The sequence below is a fragment of the Arenimonas sp. MALMAid1274 genome, from assembly GCF_049195245.1.
Classification (GTDB): Bacteria; Pseudomonadota; Gammaproteobacteria; order Xanthomonadales; family Xanthomonadaceae; genus Arenimonas.
Genome location: NZ_JBMIRR010000028.1, coordinates 68,651 through 86,217, shown reverse-complemented (window position 1 = coordinate 86,217; position 17,567 = coordinate 68,651). Strand labels below are relative to the sequence as shown.

17 protein-coding genes are annotated in these 17,567 nt (G+C 69.0%); 8 read left to right on the top strand and 9 right to left on the bottom strand.

Going from position 1 to position 17,567, the window contains the following annotated elements; translation table 11 throughout:
• From ACOQFR_RS15170 to ssb, 7 genes are all read right to left on the bottom strand, one after another.
• Entirely contained in the window at nucleotides 1–2,064 is a 2,064-nt protein-coding gene (locus tag ACOQFR_RS15170) for a prolyl oligopeptidase family serine peptidase (RefSeq protein WP_421383453.1), read from the bottom strand.
• Nucleotides 2,065–2,178: 114 nt separating this feature from the next.
• Complete coding sequence (locus ACOQFR_RS15165; RefSeq protein ID WP_421383451.1) at nucleotides 2,179–4,182, bottom strand: alpha/beta hydrolase family protein; 2,004 nt, start codon at nucleotides 4,180–4,182, stop codon at nucleotides 2,179–2,181.
• 31 nt (nucleotides 4,183–4,213) lie between these two features.
• Nucleotides 4,214–5,125, bottom strand: coding sequence for a dTDP-4-dehydrorhamnose reductase (rfbD, locus tag ACOQFR_RS15160; protein ID WP_421383449.1), 912 nt, complete (start codon nucleotides 5,123–5,125; stop codon nucleotides 4,214–4,216).
• Nucleotides 5,122–5,679 carry a dTDP-4-dehydrorhamnose 3,5-epimerase gene (gene rfbC, locus ACOQFR_RS15155; RefSeq protein WP_421383447.1) on the bottom strand — a complete coding sequence of 186 codons (558 nt, stop codon included), beginning with the start codon at nucleotides 5,677–5,679 and terminating at the stop codon, nucleotides 5,122–5,124. Before rfbC ends, rfbD begins: the two co-directional genes overlap by 4 nt.
• Nucleotides 5,676–6,560, bottom strand: coding sequence for a glucose-1-phosphate thymidylyltransferase RfbA (rfbA, locus tag ACOQFR_RS15150; RefSeq protein ID WP_421383445.1), 885 nt, complete (start codon nucleotides 6,558–6,560; stop codon nucleotides 5,676–5,678). Before rfbA ends, rfbC begins: the two co-directional genes overlap by 4 nt.
• A gap of 1 nt (nucleotide 6,561) precedes the next feature.
• On the bottom strand, nucleotides 6,562–7,617 hold the full coding sequence (gene rfbB / locus ACOQFR_RS15145) for a dTDP-glucose 4,6-dehydratase (protein WP_421383443.1): 1,056 nt from the start codon (nucleotides 7,615–7,617) through the stop codon (nucleotides 6,562–6,564).
• Between the two features lie 51 nt (nucleotides 7,618–7,668).
• Entirely contained in the window at nucleotides 7,669–8,202 is a 534-nt protein-coding gene (gene ssb, locus ACOQFR_RS15140; RefSeq protein WP_421383441.1) for a single-stranded DNA-binding protein, read from the bottom strand.
• A gap of 208 nt (nucleotides 8,203–8,410) precedes the next feature.
• On the opposite strand from ssb, the gene ACOQFR_RS15135 reads away from it, so the two are divergent.
• From ACOQFR_RS15135 to ACOQFR_RS15100, 8 genes are all read left to right on the top strand, one after another.
• Nucleotides 8,411–8,887: an RrF2 family transcriptional regulator gene (locus ACOQFR_RS15135; protein ID WP_421383439.1), complete on the top strand. Its 477-nt coding sequence runs from the start codon at nucleotides 8,411–8,413 to the stop codon at nucleotides 8,885–8,887.
• Nucleotides 8,866–9,066 carry a DUF2292 domain-containing protein gene (locus tag ACOQFR_RS15130; protein WP_421383437.1) on the top strand — a complete coding sequence of 67 codons (201 nt, stop codon included), beginning with the start codon at nucleotides 8,866–8,868 and terminating at the stop codon, nucleotides 9,064–9,066. The genes ACOQFR_RS15135 and ACOQFR_RS15130 overlap by 22 nt, the downstream gene beginning before the upstream one ends.
• A gap of 70 nt (nucleotides 9,067–9,136) precedes the next feature.
• The gene (locus ACOQFR_RS15125) at nucleotides 9,137–10,564 is read left to right on the top strand and encodes an OprO/OprP family phosphate-selective porin (RefSeq protein WP_421383435.1); all 1,428 of its coding nucleotides are present in this window, start codon (nucleotides 9,137–9,139) and stop codon (nucleotides 10,562–10,564) included.
• Between the two features lie 16 nt (nucleotides 10,565–10,580).
• Nucleotides 10,581–11,597: a sulfate ABC transporter substrate-binding protein gene (locus ACOQFR_RS15120; RefSeq protein WP_421383433.1), complete on the top strand. Its 1,017-nt coding sequence runs from the start codon at nucleotides 10,581–10,583 to the stop codon at nucleotides 11,595–11,597.
• Nucleotides 11,598–11,601: 4 nt separating this feature from the next.
• Nucleotides 11,602–12,447 (top strand): sulfate ABC transporter permease subunit CysT, encoded by an 846-nt coding sequence (gene cysT, locus ACOQFR_RS15115; protein ID WP_421383431.1) that lies wholly within the window; start codon nucleotides 11,602–11,604, stop codon nucleotides 12,445–12,447.
• On the top strand, nucleotides 12,431–13,294 hold the full coding sequence (gene cysW, locus ACOQFR_RS15110; protein ID WP_421383429.1) for a sulfate ABC transporter permease subunit CysW: 864 nt from the start codon (nucleotides 12,431–12,433) through the stop codon (nucleotides 13,292–13,294). Before cysT ends, cysW begins: the two co-directional genes overlap by 17 nt.
• Before the next feature lie 9 nt (nucleotides 13,295–13,303).
• Nucleotides 13,304–14,353: a sulfate/molybdate ABC transporter ATP-binding protein gene (locus tag ACOQFR_RS15105; protein WP_421383427.1), complete on the top strand. Its 1,050-nt coding sequence runs from the start codon at nucleotides 13,304–13,306 to the stop codon at nucleotides 14,351–14,353.
• 30 nt (nucleotides 14,354–14,383) lie between these two features.
• Nucleotides 14,384–15,382: a polyprenyl synthetase family protein gene (locus tag ACOQFR_RS15100; RefSeq protein WP_421383425.1), complete on the top strand. Its 999-nt coding sequence runs from the start codon at nucleotides 14,384–14,386 to the stop codon at nucleotides 15,380–15,382.
• A gap of 85 nt (nucleotides 15,383–15,467) precedes the next feature.
• On the opposite strand, the gene ACOQFR_RS15095 is transcribed toward ACOQFR_RS15100, so the two are convergent.
• Both ACOQFR_RS15095 and mgtE read right to left on the bottom strand, forming a co-directional pair.
• Nucleotides 15,468–16,136: a potassium channel family protein gene (locus ACOQFR_RS15095; RefSeq protein WP_421383423.1), complete on the bottom strand. Its 669-nt coding sequence runs from the start codon at nucleotides 16,134–16,136 to the stop codon at nucleotides 15,468–15,470.
• A 1-nt stretch (nucleotide 16,137) separates the two neighbouring features.
• On the bottom strand, nucleotides 16,138–17,499 hold the full coding sequence (gene mgtE / locus ACOQFR_RS15090; RefSeq protein ID WP_421383421.1) for a magnesium transporter: 1,362 nt from the start codon (nucleotides 17,497–17,499) through the stop codon (nucleotides 16,138–16,140).
• Nucleotides 17,500–17,567 lie beyond the last annotated feature (68 nt).

The window sequence follows — 17,567 nt, the reverse complement described above, 5'->3', positions numbered from 1 at the left end:
TCACTCCGCGGTCCAGCGCTTGAGCCAGGCGTTGACCGTGTCGTGCCAGAGCACGCTGTTGTGCGGCTTGAGGATCCAGTGGTTCTCGTCGGGGAAATACAGCAGCTGGCTTTCGACGCCCTGGCGCTGGGCCGCCGAGAAGCTGGCCAGTCCCTGCTCCACCAGCACGCGGTAGTCGAGCTGGCCGTGGATGACCAGCATCGGCGACTTCCAGTTGCCGACATGCCTGATGGGATTGAAGCGCTCGTAGTTCTCCGGCACCTGCACCGGCGTGCCGCCGTTTTCCCATTCGGTGAACCACAGCTCTTCGGTGTTGAAGCCCATGATGCGGGTGTCCACCACGCCGGCGTGGTTGACCAGGCACTTGAAGCCGTCCGGCCAGTTGCCGGCGATCCAGGCCACCATGTAGCCGCCGTAGCTGCCGCCCAGCGCGCAGGCGCGGTCGCCATCGAGGAAGGTGTACTTGGCCTGGGCCGCGGCCCAGCCCTTCTGCAGGTCTTCCAGCGGGCGGTCGCCCCAGTGCTGCGAGATCGCATCGGTGAACGCCTGGCCATAGCCGACCGAACCGTGGAAATCGATCATCACCACCGCGAAGCCGGCGCCCGCATAGGTCTGCGGGTTCCAGCGGTAGTGGAAGTTGTCGCCGAAGCTGCCCTGCGGGCCGCCATGGATCAGGAAGGCGACCGGATACTGCTTGCCCGGCTCGAAGTTGGCCGGCTTTACCACGTAGCCGTGCACGGTTTCGTCATTCCAGCCCTTGAAGCTGAACTGCTCGTAGTCGCCGAAGGCCAGGTTGTTCAGCACGTCGGCATTGGCCTGCGTGATCTGGCGCTCATTGCTGCCGTCGGCGCGCGCGACGAAGGCCTGCGCCGGCGACTTGAGGTTGTCGCGGGTGTAGGCCAGCGTGTCGCCGCGCAGGTCGAAAGCGCCGATGGTGCCGCCGGACAGCACCTTGCGCACGCCGCCGGTAGCGATGTCCACCGCGAACAGGGGATGGGTGCCGACATCGTAGGCCTGGGTGTAGATGGCCTTGCCGTCGGCGGACAGCGCGATGCCGTCGGCCGAGCGGTCCCAGTCGGGCGCGATCTCGCGGGCGGTGCCGCTGCCCAGGTCCATCGCCATCAGTGCGAGGCGGTCGGCCTCGAAGCCGGGCCGCTTCATCGCGCGGTAGTAAAGGGTCTTGCCGTCGGCGCTGAACACCGGGCCGGTGTCCTGCGCCGGATTGCCGGCGGTGAGGTTGCGCGGTGCGCGGCGCGCGCGCACCCAGGCCTGCCAGAGGTCGGTATTGGTGGACCAGGCCTCGCCGCGGTCACCGGCACGCTGGGTGTAGACCAGCGACTGGCCGTCGGGCGACCAGGTGTATTCGGAGGCATCGCCGAAGGGCTTGGTCGGCACGTCGCCGACGGTGCCCGTGCTGATGCGCACCGGCGCCGCATCGGCGCGGCCGCCCTCGCCCAGGGTGGCGACGAAGAGCTGGTTGCGCCGGCCATCGGCCCAGGTGTCCCAATGGCGCACGAGCAGGCTGTCGTAAACCCTGCCGCTGGCCTTGCTCGCCGCCGTCGCGCCCAGGCGCGACTTGGTGCAGGCCAGGTCGGCGCAGTCGGTGAAGACCTCGAAGCTCAGCGCCACCGCGCGACCGTCGGGCGACACCTTGTAGCTGCCCACGTCCAGCGGATAGTCGCTGACCTGCACCGCGTCGCCGCCGGCTACCGCCTGCTTCCAGAGCTGCTGCGAGCCGGACTTGGACGAGAGGAAATAAACCTGCGAGCCGTCGGGCGAAAACGCCGGGCTGTTGACGTTGAAGCCTTCGGCGGTGAAACGCACCGGCGGCGCGGCATCGCGCGCGTACAGGTCCTCGATCCAGAGCCCGGTGCTGGCCCGGTTGGCCTCGAAGTCGGCCTCGCGTACCGCCACCACCAGCTTGCGTCCGTCCGGCGACAGCGTCGGCGCGGACACGCGGTCGAGCGTGACCAGGTCGCGGGCGTCGAAGGGTTTGGCCGCCTGCGCGGCGACGGGGAGCAGCAGGGGGACGAGCAGGGCGATCAGGAGCGGACGCGGAGCCATGGCAAACACCTCTGGGGACCAAGCCCCATGGTAGGCCCCTGCGCCGCGCCCGGAAAGTGCAAGGTGCCGCGGATTCGCCCGGGCATTCGATCCGGGCGAATCGGCGGCGGGTGATCAGCGCCCGCCGGTGCTGGCCACCTCGGCGCTAGGCTTGCCCACCTCCACCGTGCCACCGATGTGGCGACCGAAGAAGGCCAGCATCTGGGTGTACAGGTTCACCTGGTTCTCGAGCTTGTAGAAGCCGTGCATCTCGCCCGACTGCACGATCATGCCCTCGGGCTTGTTGCCGGCCTTCTCCAGCGCCGCGTACATCGCCTCGGTGTGCTCGGGCGGGCAGCGCGGATCGCGGGCACCCGCGGCAAGGAACACCGGCAGCGTGATCTTGTCGACGTGGTTGATCGGCGACATCGCGTCCTGCTCGGCCTTGGTGCTGCCGTAGGCACGCATCAGGTAGCGCATGCCGGACTCGCTCTTGCTGGTATCGCTGAGCTTGATCTGGATGGCGGCGCTGTAGTTGCCGACGTAGCCGAAGGCGCACTTGTACAGGTCGGGCTCGCGCGCCGGCGCCATCATGGACGAGTAGCCGCCGAAGCTGGCGCCGTAGATGCACACGCGCTCGGCGTCGGCGATGCCCTGCTTGATCGCCCAGTGCGTCGCATCGATCACGTCGTTCATGATGCCAGTGGCCCACTGCCCGTAGGCCATGTCCTGGAAGGCCTTGCCGAAGCCGCCGGAGCCGCGGTAGTTGACCTGCAGCACCGCATAGCCGCGGCTGGCCAGCATCTGCACTTCGGTGTTGTAGCCCCAGTTGTCGCGCGGACCCATGGGGCCGCCGTGCGGATTGACGATCAGCGGCAGGTTCTTGCCGGTCGAACCCGCGGGCAGGGTCACGTAGCCGTGGATCAGCAGGCCATCGCGCGAGGTGAAGGAGAACGGGCGGACGCTGGCCGAACGCGACGGATCGATCCAGCCACGCCGCTTGAGCAGGAAGCGGGCCTTGGCGGTGTCGCGGTCGTAGAGATAGAGCTCGCCCGGATTGCGGTCACTGTAGACCGAGACGATGAACTGCTTGCCGTCGCGGGTGGCGCTGGAGAAATTCACCAGCTGGCCCGGGAACGCCGCCGACAGCGAGGCATACAGCTCGGTGTCGGGGTGCTGCTCGTCGATCAGCTCGATGCGCGGCGCGCCGGCTTCGGTGCCGACCGCCAGCACGGTGTCGTCGGTGGGCGAGGTCACCAGCATGGAGACTTCGGCGACCTTGTCCTGGAACAGCGGCGTGAACTTGCCCGTGGCACGATCGATGGTGCCGAACGCGGCCGGACCCTTGCGGTCGTCCTGGAAGGCGTAAAGCGTCCCGTCCACGCTGGTGCCGGCCACGCTCAGCTGCTGGCCCGACTGGCCGGACTTGTTGACAAGGGTCCACTTGCCGTCGGCCTCGCGGCGGTAGAGCTCGCTGACGGTGTCGTAGCGGCCCTGCTCGTCCTCGTCACCGAAGCAGAGCGCGTAGCGCGCCTCCTTCTTCTCGTCCAGGGTCAGGCTGCAGTTCTCGCTGGGCGCGCGCAGCAGGGTCTTGCGGTCGCCCGACACCGTGTCGACCAGCACCAGCGCGGTGCCCGCGCCGTCCTTCGAGCGCGGGTAGGTGGCGATCATCAGCACATTGCGCGGATCGTCCTCCAGCGGGTCCATCAGGCTGTAGCTTTCATTGCCCACGGCCTTGTCGCGCTCGCCGGCGGTGCGCGCGCCGTAGTGGATCACGGGCCGCGGCAGGCTGCCGTCGGCATTCACCGCGAACCACTCGCCGGTGGACGAGGGCGGCGCGAAATTGCCGACCTTGCGCGTGGCCGTGAAGATCAGGCGCTCGTCGCCCACCCATTCGAAGCCGGCGACGCTCTTCTCGTCGGGCAACTGGTTGACGTGCACCAGGCCGAGGTCCGACATGCGAAGCACGGTGAGCACGTCCTGCTCGCCGCGGTCGACGATGATGCCCAGGTACTTGCCCGATGGCGAAATCTGCGCGCTGCTGTAGGTCGAGGGACGCATGAAGTCCTCGATCGGCGGCAGTTCGGCGGCGACGGCGCTGCCGGCCGCAAGGCCCAGCAGGATCAGTGCGGTTTTCATTCCCTTCCCCAAGGACGATGTCGCAGGGAGATTAGGGGGCGGGCGCCTGGCCTGCAAGCTCTGCCAGCACGTCCTGGAGTCCCTCGCGCCAGTCGCCGATGTCCTTGCCGAAGTCACGGCGGAAGCGGCCGGTGTCCAGGTGCGAATAGGCCGGCCGGCGCGCGCGGGTCGGGTATTGGTCGGTGCGGATGGCCTCGACCTCCGGCGCCTTGTCGAGCAGCCCCCGCGCCACGCTTTCCCGGAAGATTTCCTGGGCAAAGGCATGCCAGCTGGTCTCGCCCTGGGCCGACAGGTGCCAGGTGCCGGACAGGCCGGGCTGGGCGCGCAGCGCCTCCGCGACGGCACTCGCGATGCGTGGCGCCGCGGTCGGTGCGCCGATCTGGTCGGACACCACGCGCAGCACCGGGCGTTCACGCGCCAGGCGCAGCATGGTCAGCAGGAAGTTGCCGCCGCGCGGACCGTAGACCCAGCACAGCCGGAAAATCTTGTGGGCCGCACCGCTTTCGCGCACGGCCTGCTCGCCCGCCCATTTGCTGGTCCCGTACACGCCCAGCGGCGCCACCGGATCGTCCTCGCGGTACGGGCGCGTACCGGTACCGTCGAACACGTAGTCGGTGGAAAAATGCACGAGGCCGATGCCGGCCCGGGCGCAGGCCGCGGCGAGCGCGGCGGGCGCCTCGGCGTTGACGCGCATCGCCAGCGCGGGCTCGTCCTCGGCGCGGTCGACAGCCGTGTAGGCGCCGGCGTTGACCACCAGGTCCGGCGCCACGCCGGCGACCAGGCCTGGCAGTGACGCCGGGTCGGCCAGGTCCGCGACGAGGCAGGCGCCGCCATCGGGCAACTGGCCGCTGCGCGTGATGGGTAGCACCTCGCCCAGCGGCGCTAGGCTGCGGCGCAAGGCATGGCCGACCTGGCCGTTGGCGCCCAGCAGCAGGATCCTCATGCGGCGTAGACGGGCAGCCGCTCGGCCGGAACATCGGCCAGGAACGGCGCGACCGCATCCTTGTCGGACAGCTGCGGCGCACTCACCGGCCAGTCGATGCCCAGGCTGGCGTCATTCCAGCGGATGCCGGCGTCGGCGGCCTTGTCATAGGGCGCGGTGACGAGGTAGCTGAAGAGCGCACGCTCCGACAGCACGACGAAGCCGTGCGCGAAGCCCTCGGGAATCCAGAAGTGCCGCTTGTTCTCGGCCGACAGCAGCACCGCCGTCGAGCGCCCGAAGGTGGGCGAACCACGCCGGATGTCCACGGCCACGTCGAACACTTCACCCTCGAGCACGCTGACGAACTTGCCCTGCGGCTTGGGCCACTGGTAGTGCAGGCCGCGCAGCACGCCGCGCGACGAGGACGAGACGTTGCTCTGCACGAAGTCGAAGTGCATGCCGTGTTCGGCGAAGCGGGCCTTGTTCCAGCCTTCATAGAAAAAACCGCGGGCGTCGCCGAACACCGCCGGCTCGATGATCACGCACCCCGGCAGCGGGGTCGGGACCACCTTCAACGCACCACCCCACGCGCGGCCAGCGACAGCAGGTACTGGCCGTAGCCATTCTTGGCCAGCGGCTTGGCCAGCGCCTGCAGCTGGGCGTCGTCGATCCAGCCATTACCCCAGGCGATTTCCTCGGGGCAGCACACGCGCAGGCCCTGGCGCGCTTCGATGGTTTCGATGAAGTTGGAGGCTTCCAGCAGTGACTGGTGGGTGCCGGTGTCGAGCCAGGCGTAGCCGCGGCCCAGCTGCTCCAGGTGCAGCTGGCCTTCGTCGAGGTAACACTGGTTGAGATCGGTGATCTCCAGCTCGCCGCGCGGCGACGGCTTTAGCGAGGCTGCGAAATCGCTGGCGCGGCCATCGTAGAAATACAGGCCGGTGACGGCGTAGTTGGATTTGGGCTTGAGCGGCTTTTCCTCCAGTCCCACCACCTTGCCGTCGGCGTCGAACTCGGCCACGCCATAGCGTTCCGGGTCGCTGACCCAGTAGCCGAACACCGTGGCGCCCTGCTGGCGCGCATCGGCGCGCTGCAGCAGGTCGGTCAGGCCGGTGCCGTGGAAGATGTTGTCGCCCAGCACCAGGCAGCTGGGCTGGCCGGCCAGGAAGTCGCGGCCGATCAGGAAGGCCTGGGCCAGGCCGTCGGGACTGGGCTGGGCCGCGTATTCGATCTTCATGCCCCACTGCGAGCCATCGCCGAGCAGGCGCTTGAACAGCTCCTGCTCGTGCGGGGTGTTGATGATCAGCACTTCCTTGATGCCCGCCAGCATCAGCACGCTGAGCGGGTAGTAGATCATCGGCTTGTCGTACACCGGCAGCAGCTGCTTGCTGACGCACTGGGTGATCGGATACAGCCGGGTGCCGGAGCCGCCGGCCAGGATGATGCCCTTGCGCGCCATGTCAGGACTCCTGCCCGATGCGTTCCAGCCGGTAGCTGCCGTCCAGCACGCGCGACACCCAGTCGGCGTTGGCCAGGTACCAGTCGACCGTGGCCGCCATGCCCTGCTCGAAGTCCATCGCCGGCGACCAGCCCAGCTCGCTGCGGATCTTGCCGGCGTCGATGGCGTAGCGGCGGTCGTGGCCCGGGCGGTCCTTCACGAAGGTGATCTGAGATTCGCGCGGCTTGCCGTCCTCGCGCGGGCGGCGCGCGTCGATCAGGGCGCAAAGCGTCTTCACGACCTCGATGTTCTGGCGCTCGGCTTCGCCGCCGACGTTGTAGGTCTCGCCGACACGGCCGGCTTCCAGCACGCGCCGGATGGCCGAGCAGTGGTCCTGGACGAACAGCCAGTCGCGCACGTTGCGGCCGTCGCCGTAGACCGGCAGCGGTTCGCCGGCCAGCGCCTTCTGGATGATCAGCGGGATGAGCTTTTCCGGGAACTGGAACGGACCGTAGTTGTTCGAGCAGTTGGTGGTCAGCACCGGCAGCCCGTAGGTGTGGTGGAAGGCACGGACCAGGTGGTCGGACGCGGCCTTGGACGCCGAGTACGGCGAATTGGGCGCGTAGGGCGTGGTCTCGGTGAACTTGCCTTCGTCACCCAGCGAGCCGTAGACCTCGTCGGTGGACACGTGCAGGAAGCGGAATCCGTCGCGGGCGGTGCCTTCCAGGCTGCGCCAGTAGTCGCGCACCGCTTCGAGCAGGGCCAGGGTGCCGACCACGTTGGTCTGCACGAACGCCGCCGGGCCGTCGATGGAGCGGTCGACGTGGCTTTCGGCGGCGAAGTTCACCACCGCCGTGGGCCGGTGTTCGGCCAGCAGGCGCGACACCAGGGCGCCATCGCCGATGTCGCCCTGCACGAACACGTGGCCCGGGTGGCCTTCCAGCGACGACAGCGTGTCGAGGTTGCCCGCATAGGTCAGGGCATCGAGATTGACGACGCGAACACCCGAGCGCACCGCCTCGAGCACGAAGTTACCGCCGATAAAGCCGGCACCGCCGGTCACTAGCCAAGTCTGCATTCTTGCTCCGGGGCCGCGCCCCTGGTTGGTTTCTGGAAGGACGACGCCGGATCAGAACGGGATGTCGTCGTCCGGGAACGGATCGTCGTTGCGCGAAGAGGGAGGCGCGGAGCCGCCGCCGGAGCGCGAACCGTAGTCGCCGCCGCCGCGCGGGCCGCTGCGGTCGCGGTCGCCGCCGCCACCGCCGGACGGACGCGGGGCGCGCTCGCTGCGCTCGCCGCCGCCCCGCTGGCCACCGCCGCCGCCTTCACCCATGCCGCCCAGCATCTGCATCTCGTCGGCGATGATGTCGGTGGCGTACTTCTCGACGCCGTTCTTGTCGGTGTACTTCTCGGTGCGCAGGCTGCCCTCGATGTAGACCTGGCGACCCTTCTTCAGGTACTCGCCCATGATCTCGGCCAGGCGGCCGAACGCCTTGACCCGGTGCCACTCGGTGCGTTCCTGCTGGTTGCCGTCCTTGTCCTTCCAGCTCTCGCTGGTGGCCACGGAAATGGTGGTGATGGCGCTGCCGGACTGGGCGTAGCGCACCTCGGGGTCGTTGCCGAGGTTGCCGACCAGGATGACTTTGTTGATGCCGCGGGCCATGGCGCTTCCTTGAATGGGGTGGGTTCGGGGGGCCGACTGGGGATTATAGCCAGCTCACCCTGCCCCGGGTCCGGCAGGCCCGGCCAGCCGGAATTCCTGCAGGACCGGGTCGGAGAACCCCTCATTCCCTCCCGGAATCAAGTGATTGCGAGGCTTCAGTAGTGGCGCCGGGCCAATCCCCATAGGTTTGGTCGGAATTATGTTGTCCATGAAAGCCAAATACGCCCTCCGGGCCCTGTCCCTGCTCGCCCAGCACCTGCCCGGGCAGCTGCAGGCGCGCCGCATCGCCCAGGACGCCAGCGTGCCCGCCAAGTTCCTGGAGGCGATCCTGGTGGAACTGCGCAACGCCGGCCTGGTCGAGAGCCGGCGCGGCATCCAGGGCGGCCACCGCCTGGCCCGCGACCCGGAAACCCTGACCGTGGGCGAGGTGGTGCGGGTGGTGGACGGCCCGATCGCCCCGATCCGCTGCGCCAGCCTCACCGCCTACCGGCCCTGCGATGACTGCCCCGACCCCGGCCGCTGCGCCGTGCGCCTGCTGATGGGCGAGGTGCGGGAGGCGATGTCGCAGGTGATCGACCGCCGCAGCCTGGCCCAGTTCGCCCGCGACAGCGCGCTGCTGGCACGGCCTGACCCTCAATCCGACCCGACCCCCGAGGAGGCCCCATGGATCCCCGCAAGCCCGTGAGTCCCGTCCCGCCCGCCGCCGTCAGTCCTCAGGAACAGGCCGTGCTCGAAGCCCTGCGCGCCACGCCCTACGGCAGCGTGGAGGTGGTGCTGCACCAGTCGCGCATCGTCCAGGTGGTCCGCACCGAAAAAGTGAAGCTCGACCCGGACCTGTCCGCACCCGTCGCCGGCGCGCGCTGAGCGCCCGGCCCCTCCGTCCGCCGACCAGACCGCTGGAGGCTCCATGCCCATCCAATTCCAAGGAGTCCCCATGCCACATCGAACCTTGCTGTTTGCGGCCCTGCTCGCGGCAGGCGCCGTCAGCGCCGCCGAACCCGCCTCAGAACAGGCGACCCTGCAGGCGCTTTCCGAACGCCTGCGCCTGCTGGAACAGCGCCTGGGCACGGGTGGCGAGCCGGTACCCGCCGGCACCGACCCGGTCGCCGCGCTGGACCAGCGGCTGCGCATCCTCGAGCGCCAGCTGGAGATCCAGCAGGAAGAGGCCGTCACGCGCGCCACCAGCACCCCGGTGGTCGCCGTCGGCGACAAGGGCCTGTCGGTGAATACGCCCAAGGGCGATTACGAAATCCGCTTCAAGGGCCTGGTGCAGGCCGACCATCGCGCCTTCCTGGGCGACGATGCCCCGGCCTTCAACGACGGCTTCCTGTTCCGCCGCATCCGCCCCAGCTTCGAAGGTTCGCTCGGTCCGCTGATCGGTTTCCGGCTGACGCCGGAGTTCGCGGGCGACAGCGCCACCATCGTCGATGCCTACGTGGACGTGAAGTTCGATCCGCGCTACACGCTGCGCGTGGGCAAGCTCAAGGGGCCGGTCGGCCTGGAGCGCCTGCAGTCGGGCGGCGCGATCGCCCTGATCGAACGCGGCTTCCCGACCGAGCTGGCGCCCAACCGCGACCTGGGTGCGCAGCTGCAGGGCGAGCTGGCCCAGGGCCGCGTGAGCTACGCCGCCGGCGTCTTCAACGGCGCCCCGGATGGCCGCGATGCGCCGACCACCGATCCCGACGGCGAACTGGAATTCGCGGGCCGGCTGTTCTTCGAACCGTGGAAGAACGATGCCAATGCCTTGTCTGGCCTGGGCTTCGGCCTGGCCGGCAGCGTGGGCGACAAGCAGGGCGCCGGCAACAGTTTCCTGCCGCGCTACCGCACACCGGGACAGAACGTCTTCTTCAACTATCGCGCCACCGTGCTTGCGGACGGGCGACACACGCGGATCTCCCCGCAGGCGTTCTACTACCGCAATGCCTTCGGCCTGCAGGCCGAGGCGATCCGGTCGGAGCAGGAAGTCGCGCTGGCCGGCAACCCGGCCTCGCGCACCGAGCTGTCGCATGATGCCTGGCAGCTCACCGGCAGCTGGGTGCTCACCGGCGAGGACGCGGGCTACCGCGGCGTGGTCAAGCCCAGCCGTCCCTACACGGTGGGCGGCGAAGGCTGGGGTGCGTTCGAGCTGGTGGCCCGCTATGGCGAGCTGGACGTCGACGACGACGCCTTCGGTCTTTACGCCGACCCCAATGCCTCGGCCTCGCGCGCCACGGCCTGGGGCCTGGGCCTGAACTGGTACCTGAACAGCAACCTCAAACTTGTTCTTAACCACACCCGCGCGAGTTTCGACGGTGGTGCCGCCGGTGGCGCGGACCGGGAAGACGAAAGCACCGTCTTCACGCGCCTGCAGCTTGCCTTCTGACAACACTACGGAGCCCATGACCATGAACCGATTCACCAAGACGCTGGCGCTGGCCAGCCTGGCCCTGGCCAGCGGCCTGTCCGCGGCCAAGGACATCACCCTGCTCAACGTGTCCTACGACCCGACGCGCGAGTTCTATTCCGAGCTCAACGCCGAATTCGCCGCCGACTGGAAGGCGCGGACCGGCGACACGCTGACCATCCAGGCCTCGCACGGCGGCTCGGGCAAGCAAGCCCGCTCGGTCATCGACGGCCTGGAGGCCGACGTGGTGACGCTGGCGCTGGCCTTCGACATCGATGCCATTGCGGACAAGGCCAAGCTGCTGCCGGCCAACTGGCAGACCCGGCTGCCGCACAACAGCACGCCCTACACGTCCACCATCGTGTTCCTGGTGCGCAAGGGGAATCCCAAGGGCATCCGCGACTGGGGCGACCTGGCCCGGCCGGGCGTGGCCGTGATCACGCCGAACCCGAAGACCTCCGGCGGTGCACGCTGGAACTACCTGGCCGCCTGGGCCTGGGCCAGCAAGGAGTACGGCGGCAGCGGCGAAAAGGTGCTCGATTACCTGGCGAAGTTGTTCAAGAACGTTCCGGTGCTCGACACAGGTGCGCGCGGCTCGACCACGACCTTCGTCAACCGCGGCATCGGCGACGTGCTGCTGGCCTGGGAGAACGAGGCGCACCTGTCGCTGGCCGAAGCGGGCGGCGACGGCTTCGAAATCGTCGTGCCCAGCCTGAGCATCCTGGCCGAGCCGCCGGTGGCGGTGGTGGACAAGGTGGTGGATCGCCGCGGCACGCGCGAGGTCGCACAGGCCTATCTGGAATTCCTGTACACCGAACGCGGCCAGCGCCTGGCGGCCAAGCACCATTACCGTCCGGCCCTGCCCTCGCTGGTCGACCCGTCGGCATTGGCGGCCTTCCCCAAGGTGCCCCTGGTGACCATCGACAACGCGTTCGGCGGCTGGAAGAAGGCGCAGGCGCTGCACTTCGATGACGGCGGCACCTTCGACCAGATCTACCGCGCGGGACGATGAGCTGATGGCCTTCGCCGCCACCCGCCCGTTCACCGTCGCCGGCCCGCTGCCGGGCTTCGGCCTGACGATGGGCCTGAGCCTGGCCTGGCTGGGCCTGATCGTGCTGCTGCCGCTCACAGCCCTGGTCTGGAATGCGGCAGGCCTGGGGCTGGACGGCTGGTGGCGGGTGCTGTCGGACGAACGCGTGCTGCTGGCGCTGAAGCTGAGCTTCGGCACGGCGCTGGCGGCGGCGCTGTTCAACGTCGTCGCCGGCGCCCTGATCGCTTGGGTGCTGGTGCGCTACCGCTTCCCGGGGCATGCGCTGGCCGATGCGATCGTGGATCTCCCGTTCGCGCTGCCCACCGCGGTGGCGGGCATCGCGCTCACGGCGCTGTACGCGGGCAACGGCTGGATCGGCCAGTTCCTGGAGCCGCTGGGATTGAAGGTGGCCTATGCGCCGCTGGGCATCGTGGTGGCGCTGGTGTTCATCGGCTTGCCCTTCACCGTGCGCACGGTGCAGCCCGTGCTGGAGGCACTGCACCGCGAGCACGAGGAAGCGGCCGCGTCGCTGGGCGCGCGCCGCTACACCACGCTGTGGCGCGTGGTGCTGCCGCAGGTGCTGCCGGCGATGGTGACCGGGTTCTCGCTGGCCTTCGCCCGCGGCGTGGGCGAGTACGGCTCGGTGATCTTCATCGCCGGCAACCTGCCGTACGTGTCCGAGATCGCGCCGCTGCTGATCGTGATCCGGCTGGAGGAATTCAACTACGACGGCGCGACCGCCGTGGCGGCGCTGATGCTGGCGGTGTCCTTCGTGCTGCTGTTCCTGCTCAACCTGCTGCAGAGGAGGCTGGCCCGTGGACAGCAGGACTGAAGCCTTCCGCGACCCCACGGCCGAGCCGGCCTGGGTGCGCCGGGGCCTGATAGCACTGGCCCTGCTGCTGCTGGGCGGGCTGGTGCTGCTGCCGCTGGCGGTGGTGATCGTCGAAGCGCTGCGCCAGGGCTGGCAGGCCTACCTGGCGGCGGTGACCGAAGCCGATACCCGCGCCGCGATCCGGCTGACCCTGCTGGTGGCCGCGATCAGCGTGCCGGCCAATGCGGTGTTCGGTGTCGTGGCGGCGTGGGCCATCACCAAGTTCAGCTTTCCCGGCAAGCGGCTGCTGCTGACCTTCATCGACCTGCCCTTCACTGTGTCGCCGGTGGTGGCGGGCCTGGTGTTCGTGCTGCTGTTCGGTGCGCAGGGCTGGTTCGGCGGCTGGCTGCGCGAGCACGAGATCAAGGTGATCTTCGCGGTGCCGGGCATCGTGCTGGCCACCATTTTCATCACCTTCCCGTTCGTGGCGCGCGAACTGATCCCGCTGATGCAGCAGCAGGGCCGCGACCAGGAGGAGGCCGCCGCCTCGCTGGGCGCCGGCGGCTGGACCGTGTTCTGGCGGGTCACGCTGCCCAACATCAAGTGGGCGCTGCTGTACGGCGTGCTGCTGTGCAATGCGCGGGCCATGGGCGAGTTCGGCGCGGTGTCGGTGGTGTCGGGCCACATCCGGGGCCTGACCAACACCATGCCGCTGCAGGTCGAGATCCTCTACAACGAATTCAATTTCGCCGCCGCCTTTGCGGTGGCCTCGCTGCTTGCGCTGCTGGCCCTGGTGACGCTGGGACTGAAGCTCTGGCTGGAATGGCGGCACGGCGACGCGTTGGCGCGCCGGGCCCGGGCACACTGAGGACTCTGCATGGATATCCGGATCGAAGGCGTGTCCAAGCGCTTCGAGGCAACCACTGCCCTGCATCCCACCGACCTGGCGATTCCGTCCGGCCAGCTGGTGGCCCTGTTGGGGCCGTCGGGCTCGGGCAAGACCACCCTGCTGCGCCTGATCGCCGGCCTGCTGCCGGTGGATGGCGGCCGCGTGCTGTTCGGCGATCGCGACGCCACGCGCCTGTCGCTGCGCGAGCGGCGCGTGGGTTTCGTGTTCCAGCACTACGCGCTGTTCCCGCACCTTAGCGTGTTCGAGAACGTGGCCTTCGGGCTGCGCTGCCGCCCGCGCGCCACCCGCCCCGATGCGGCCACCATCACCCGCCGGGTCGGTGACCTGCTGGCGCTGGTGCAGATGTCGGAGCTGCGCGACCGCCTGCCCGACCAGCTCTCGGGCGGCCAGAAGCAGCGCGTGGCCCTGGCCCGCGCCATGGCGATCGAGCCCACCGTGTTGCTGCTGGACGAACCCTTTGGCGCCCTCGATGCCCGGGTGCGGGTGGAGCTGCGGCGCTGGTTGCGCCGGATTCACGACGAGACCGGGTTCACCACGGTCTTCGTCACCCATGACCAGGAAGAGGCGCTGGAGCTGGCCGACCGGGTGGTGGTGATGAACGGCGGACGCATCGAGCAGGACGGTGCGCCGGACCAGGTCTATGCGGAGCCGGCCACGCCGTTCGTGTTCGATTTCCTGGGTCGCAGCAACCAGATCCGGGGACAGGTGCAGGACGGCGAGTTCCTGGCCGGCGAGGGTCGCGCGCCCCTGTCCGTGCTTGCGCCGGCAACGGGCGCCGCCACGCTGTTCGCACGACCGCACGACATCGACGTGGTCGGCGCCGACCAGGGACTGGCGGCCACCGTCACCGAGGTGCGCACGCTGGCCGGGCGCCTGATCCTGGAGGCCAGCCTTGCCGGACAGGCGCGTCCGGTGGAGGTGGACCTGCCGGCCACGTCCGGCGCCACCGCCCGGCCCGGCGACCAGATCGGGCTGAACCTGCGGCGCTACCGGGTGTTTTCCGACGGCGTCACCTGATGCCCGCGAGGCACCCGCTATAATCACGGCATGCCTGCCTACGCCACCGCTACCTCCCTGCCCGGCATCGCCGACATCCAGCAGCTCGCCGCCGGCGACATGGAGGCGGTGAACCGCCTCATCCGCAGCCGGCTGGCCTCGGACGTGGTGCTGATCAACCAGATTTCCGACCACATCATCGCCGCCGGCGGCAAGCGCCTGCGGCCGATGCTGGTGGTGTTGGCCGCGCGCGCGCTGGGCCACGGTGGCCCCGGTCCGCACCAGCTGGCGGCCATCATCGAGTTCATCCACACCTCCACCCTGCTGCACGACGACGTGGTGGACGAGTCCGACCTGCGCCGCGGACGCAAGACGGCCAATGCGCTGTGGGGCAATGCGCCCAGCGTGCTGGTGGGCGATTTCCTGTATTCACGCAGCTTCCAGCTGATGGTGGAGCTGGACTCGATGGCGGTGATGCAGGTGCTGGCCGACACCACCAACCAGATCGCCGAGGGCGAGGTGCTGCAGCTGCTGCACGTGCACAACCCCGATACGGACGAAGCCGCCTACCTGCGCGTGATCGAACGCAAGACGGCGGTGCTGTTTGCGGCCGCCACCCGGCTGGGCGCGCTGCAGGCAGGCGCGTCTGCGAAGGTGCAGCAGCAGCTGCACGATTTCGGCATGAACCTCGGGCTGGCCTTCCAGATCGCCGACGACGTGCTGGACTACACCGCCGACGCCGGCGCGCTGGGCAAGAACCTGGGCGACGACCTCGCCGAAGGCAAGGCCACCCTGCCCCTGATCCATGCGATGGCCCACAGCAGCGACGCGGTGCGGGCGCGCCTGCGCGACATCGTCGAGGCGGGCGACGCCACGGCCATGCCCGAAGTGCTGGCGGCGATCGGCCAGACCGGCGGCATCGGCTACAGCCAGCAGCGCGCCGCGCACTACGCCGCACTGGCCGGCGAGGCGCTGGACGGCCTGCCGGAGTCACCCTGGCTGCAGGCCCTGCGCGGCCTGGTGCACTACGCCACCGCCCGCGCGCACTGACCCCAAGGGATAATTCGTACCAGGTATGTTTTTGTGCGGCGTCCGGTGTTCGCCAGACGTCCCATAAAAACATACCTGGTACGAATTAGCGGCGGCGGCTGGCCTGCATCGCCACCAGGCGCGAGATGACCAGCGCGATGTAAAGCACCCCGAGCATCTGCTGGATCATCACCAGCGAGCGCGCATGGTCGCTGACCGGCGTGATCTCGCCGAAACCCACGCTGGTCAGGCAGGTGAAGCTGAAGTACAGCAGCTCCCACCAGCGGGTCATCCCGTCGGGATTGTTCGCGGGATTGATGAAAAACGCGCCCGGCGAAAAGGTTTCCACCAGCGCGTACAGGTAGGCGAACACGAAGGCCATCAGCACGTACAGACCCGCCGCCGCGAACAGTTCGTCCAGCGTCATCACTTCGTCACGAAGCATGTAGCGCAGCAGGCAGACCACCACGAAGGCGTGGAAGGCCGCTTGCGTCGCCAGGTTCGCCGGCACCAGCCAGGCCGTGGGATAGAAGGCCGCCGCGATGTGCAGCGCGATCGCCGGCCACACCAGCACGTAGCCGATGCGCGCCTCCGGGCCGGTGGCGCGGGCCGCGCGCAGGGCCGAGAACAGGATCATCAGGTCGAACGCGGCGATGGCGGCGCGGCCGCCCTGGAAGGGTTCGAGGAACGGGTACAGCACCACCAGCGTGATCAGCGACAGCAGCAGCCAGGCATTGGGCAGTCGCGCCACGCGGTGCAGGAACACCGTGGCCATGTCAGCGCAGCAGCACCAGCGTGGCCAGGCCGAGGAAGGAGAAGAACCCCATCACGTCGGTGACCGTGGTCAGGATGACGCCGCCGGCCAGGGCGGGATCCAGCCGCATGCGCTTGAGCGTCATCGGCACCAGCACGCCGGCCAGCGCCGCCGACATCAGGTTAATCACCATCGCCGCGAAGATCACCAGCGCCAGCTGCCAGTCCGCGAACCACAGCCAGGTGGCCAGCGCGACGATGCCGCCGATCAGCACGCCGTTCATCATCGATACGCGCAGCTCCTTCCACAGCAGCGCATTGACGTTGGACGCGCCCACCTGGCCCAGGGCCAGGCCGCGCACCATCAGCGCCAGCACCTGGGTACCCGCATTGCCGCCCATGCCGGCCACGATCGGCATCAGCACCGCCAGCGCCACCAGGCGATCGATGGTGCCCTGGAACTGCCCGACCACGCTGGAGGCCAGGAAGGCCGTGCCCAGGTTGATCGCCAGCCACACCACGCGCCGGCGGAATGCGCGCGGCACCGGGCTGAACAGGTCTTCCTCCTCGTCCACGCCGGCGGCGCTGAGCGCCTGGTGCTCGGCCTGGGAGCGGATGATGTCCACCACGTCGTCGATGGTGATGCGGCCCAGCAGGATGTTGTTCTCGTCCACCACCGGCGCCGAGATCCAGTCGTGGTCGGAGAACTGCGTCGCCACTTCGGTGTCGGGCGTGTCCACCGCGATCGCGGGCTGCTCGTCGTCGATCAGCTCGTTGATGGGCGTGGAGGCATCGTGGATCAGCAGCGACGCGATCGCGACTCGGCCCAGGTACTGGTGCCGCCGGCTGACCACGAACAGGTGGTCGGTGTGCTCGGGGATCTCGCCGCGCAGGCGCAGGTAGCGCAGCACCACGTCCACGGTGACGTCGGTGCGCACCGTGATCACGTCCGGGTTCATCAGGCGGCCGGCGGTGTCCTCGCCGTAGCTCAGCACCTGCTCCAGGCGCTCGCGGTTCTCGCGGTCCATGGACTTCAGGACTTCCTCGATCACCGTGTCGGGCAGGTCCTCGGCCAGTTCGGCGAGGTCGTCGATGTCGAGGTCTTCGACCGCGGCGACGATTTCGTCGGGGTCCATTTCGGCCAGCAGGCTTTCGCGGACGTCGTCGCCCACGTGCACCAGCACTTCGCCGTCGTCCTCGGGATCGACCAGGCCCCAGACGATGCCGCGCTTGGCCGCGGGAAGCGATTCGAGCAGGTTGCCGATCTCGGCGGGCGACAGCGTGTTCACCAGGCGACGCACCGGGCCGAGGCGGCCGGTGTCGAGCGCGTCCGACAGCAGGCGAAGCTGGCGCGCGGTCTTGTCGTGGCGAACGGCTTCGGCCATCAGGTTGCTCCCGGTGAGGCCGGCACATTATGCGGGGCGCGCTGCCGGCCGCCTACCTCGGAAGCGAT

Bases quoted from the DNA above. Each gene is read 5' to 3' on its own strand.
- ACOQFR_RS15170 (WP_421383453.1), bottom strand. From the start codon at position 2,064: ATGGCTCCGCGTCCGCTCCTGATCGCCCTGCTCGTCCCCCTGCTGCTC.
- ACOQFR_RS15165 (WP_421383451.1), bottom strand. From the start codon at position 4,182: ATGAAAACCGCACTGATCCTGCTGGGCCTTGCGGCCGGCAGCGCCGTC.
- rfbD (WP_421383449.1), bottom strand. From the start codon at position 5,125: ATGAGGATCCTGCTGCTGGGCGCCAACGGCCAGGTCGGCCATGCCTTG.
- rfbA (WP_421383445.1), bottom strand. From the start codon at position 6,560: ATGGCGCGCAAGGGCATCATCCTGGCCGGCGGCTCCGGCACCCGGCTG.
- rfbB (WP_421383443.1), bottom strand. From the start codon at position 7,617: ATGCAGACTTGGCTAGTGACCGGCGGTGCCGGCTTTATCGGCGGTAAC.
- ssb (WP_421383441.1), bottom strand. From the start codon at position 8,202: ATGGCCCGCGGCATCAACAAAGTCATCCTGGTCGGCAACCTCGGCAAC.
- ACOQFR_RS15135 (WP_421383439.1), top strand. From the start codon at position 8,411: ATGAAAGCCAAATACGCCCTCCGGGCCCTGTCCCTGCTCGCCCAGCAC.
- ACOQFR_RS15130 (WP_421383437.1), top strand. From the start codon at position 8,866: ATGGATCCCCGCAAGCCCGTGAGTCCCGTCCCGCCCGCCGCCGTCAGT.
- ACOQFR_RS15125 (WP_421383435.1), top strand. From the start codon at position 9,137: ATGCCACATCGAACCTTGCTGTTTGCGGCCCTGCTCGCGGCAGGCGCC.
- ACOQFR_RS15120 (WP_421383433.1), top strand. From the start codon at position 10,581: ATGACCATGAACCGATTCACCAAGACGCTGGCGCTGGCCAGCCTGGCC.
- cysT (WP_421383431.1), top strand. From the start codon at position 11,602: ATGGCCTTCGCCGCCACCCGCCCGTTCACCGTCGCCGGCCCGCTGCCG.
- ACOQFR_RS15105 (WP_421383427.1), top strand. From the start codon at position 13,304: ATGGATATCCGGATCGAAGGCGTGTCCAAGCGCTTCGAGGCAACCACT.
- ACOQFR_RS15100 (WP_421383425.1), top strand. From the start codon at position 14,384: ATGCCTGCCTACGCCACCGCTACCTCCCTGCCCGGCATCGCCGACATC.
- ACOQFR_RS15095 (WP_421383423.1), bottom strand. From the start codon at position 16,136: ATGGCCACGGTGTTCCTGCACCGCGTGGCGCGACTGCCCAATGCCTGG.
- mgtE (WP_421383421.1), bottom strand. From the start codon at position 17,499: ATGGCCGAAGCCGTTCGCCACGACAAGACCGCGCGCCAGCTTCGCCTG.